Origin of the sequence: Methylobacterium sp. WL18, from assembly GCF_008040015.1 — a bacterium.
Classification (GTDB): Bacteria; Pseudomonadota; Alphaproteobacteria; order Rhizobiales; family Beijerinckiaceae; genus Methylobacterium; species Methylobacterium mesophilicum.
In genome coordinates, this window is sequence record NZ_VRVD01000960.1 from 1 (window position 1) to 1,265 (window position 1,265).

Below are 1,265 nucleotides of genomic sequence, written 5' to 3' on the forward strand. Positions count from 1 at the left end.
GTGTTCTCTGAGATGTTTATAATAGACAGTCGCTGCGCTGGCCGGCCGCCAGCCAGACCAGCCCGGCCAGGATCAGGCTGGCGGTCGTCAGGTGCAGGGCGAGCTTCAGCGGTGCCACCGCGGTCATGCCGGGCTGGAGCCCCGACGCGACCATGATCCAGCCGATCGCCCCCTGGAGGCCGCCGAGGATCCCGAGGCCGAGCAGCCCGAGGCCGAGGCGCCGGCCGATCATGCCGCGCCACCAGAACACGACCAGCGGCAGGAAGAACACGAGGCCGATCAGCCGCCCGAGCACGCGATGGCCCCATTCCCAGCCGTACAGCACCTTGAACGACGACAGGCCCATCCCCTGGTTGAGGATGTTGTATTGCGGCGTGTCCTTGTACTTGGCGAACTCGGCGGTCCAGTCCGCCTCCGACAGGGGCGGCACGATCCCGGTCACGGGGCGCCACTCGGTGATCGACAGGCCGGAACCGGTCAGGCGGGTCGCGCCGCCGACCGCCACCATGGCGACCACGAGGGCCGCCATCAGGTAGAGCCAGGTCCGCACGGCTCCCGATCGCTGCTCGCCCGAGACTCTCATCACCACGCGCATCCCTTCCGCGGTCGGCCCGGATGTCCCGGCCCTCGCGACGCGTTAGGGGAAGCGCGGGACGCGGGCAACGTCGGCGGCGCCGCAGCCCGCGGCGCTGCGCGCGTTGCCAACCGGGCCGACGGGCGATAGCCGTCTCACCACAGGGAGAGACAGGGCTTCGGATAACCATGATGCGCCGCCGCACCCGCACGTTGATCGGCACGGTCGCGATGCTGGCCTTCGTCTGCCTGTACGGGCCGCTGGCGATGGCCTTGGCCGACAGCCGCATCGCCGAGACCCCGGCGGCGATCCAGGCCGTGCTCTATTCAATCCTCGGAATCGCGTGGATCTTTCCGCTGATGCCGCTGATCCGCTGGATGGAGCGTCCGGACCGTTAACCGGACCCCTCGATTTCGCCGCACTCGGCCGGCAGAAGCCTCGGATCCGAAACCGAGACCCGTCCGTGTATCGCTTGCCCATGCGCCTCAAGCATCTGGCCGCACTCGCCGTGCTGCTCGCGCCGTGCTCCGCCCTGGCGCAGGGCACGCCGCGTTCGATCGGGGAGTGCGAGCGGCTGAAGAACGATCTGGCCTACAACCAGTGCCTGGCGATGTTCGGCCCGGCCGCCAAGAACGTGGCGGGCGGCTACGCCTCGGCCGACGCGGCCGCCGCCCCGGCCCTGGCCGAGGCG

General features: G+C 70.0%; 1 protein-coding gene and 2 pseudogenes. 2 read left to right on the forward strand and 1 reads right to left on the reverse strand.

What is annotated here, in order from left to right; genetic code table 11:
* Positions 1-40: 40 nt before the first annotated feature.
* Positions 41-583, reverse strand: a pseudogene (locus tag FV228_RS30090) (COX15/CtaA family protein); the annotation flags it as partial.
* A gap of 182 nt (positions 584-765) precedes the next feature.
* Between FV228_RS30090 and FV228_RS30095 the strand changes: the two are divergent.
* Together FV228_RS30095 and FV228_RS30100 are read left to right on the forward strand one after the other, a co-directional pair.
* Positions 766-972 carry a DUF2842 domain-containing protein gene (locus FV228_RS30095; RefSeq protein WP_147857771.1) on the forward strand — a complete coding sequence of 69 codons (207 nt, stop codon included), beginning with the start codon at positions 766-768 and terminating at the stop codon, positions 970-972.
* Positions 973-1,052: 80 nt separating this feature from the next.
* Positions 1,053-1,265, forward strand: a pseudogene (locus tag FV228_RS30100) (hypothetical protein); the annotation flags it as partial.

Excerpts from the sequence above, each read along its gene's own strand:
- FV228_RS30095 (WP_147857771.1), top strand. The coding sequence starts at position 766 with ATGCGCCGCCGCACCCGCACGTTGATCGGCACGGTCGCGATGCTGGCC.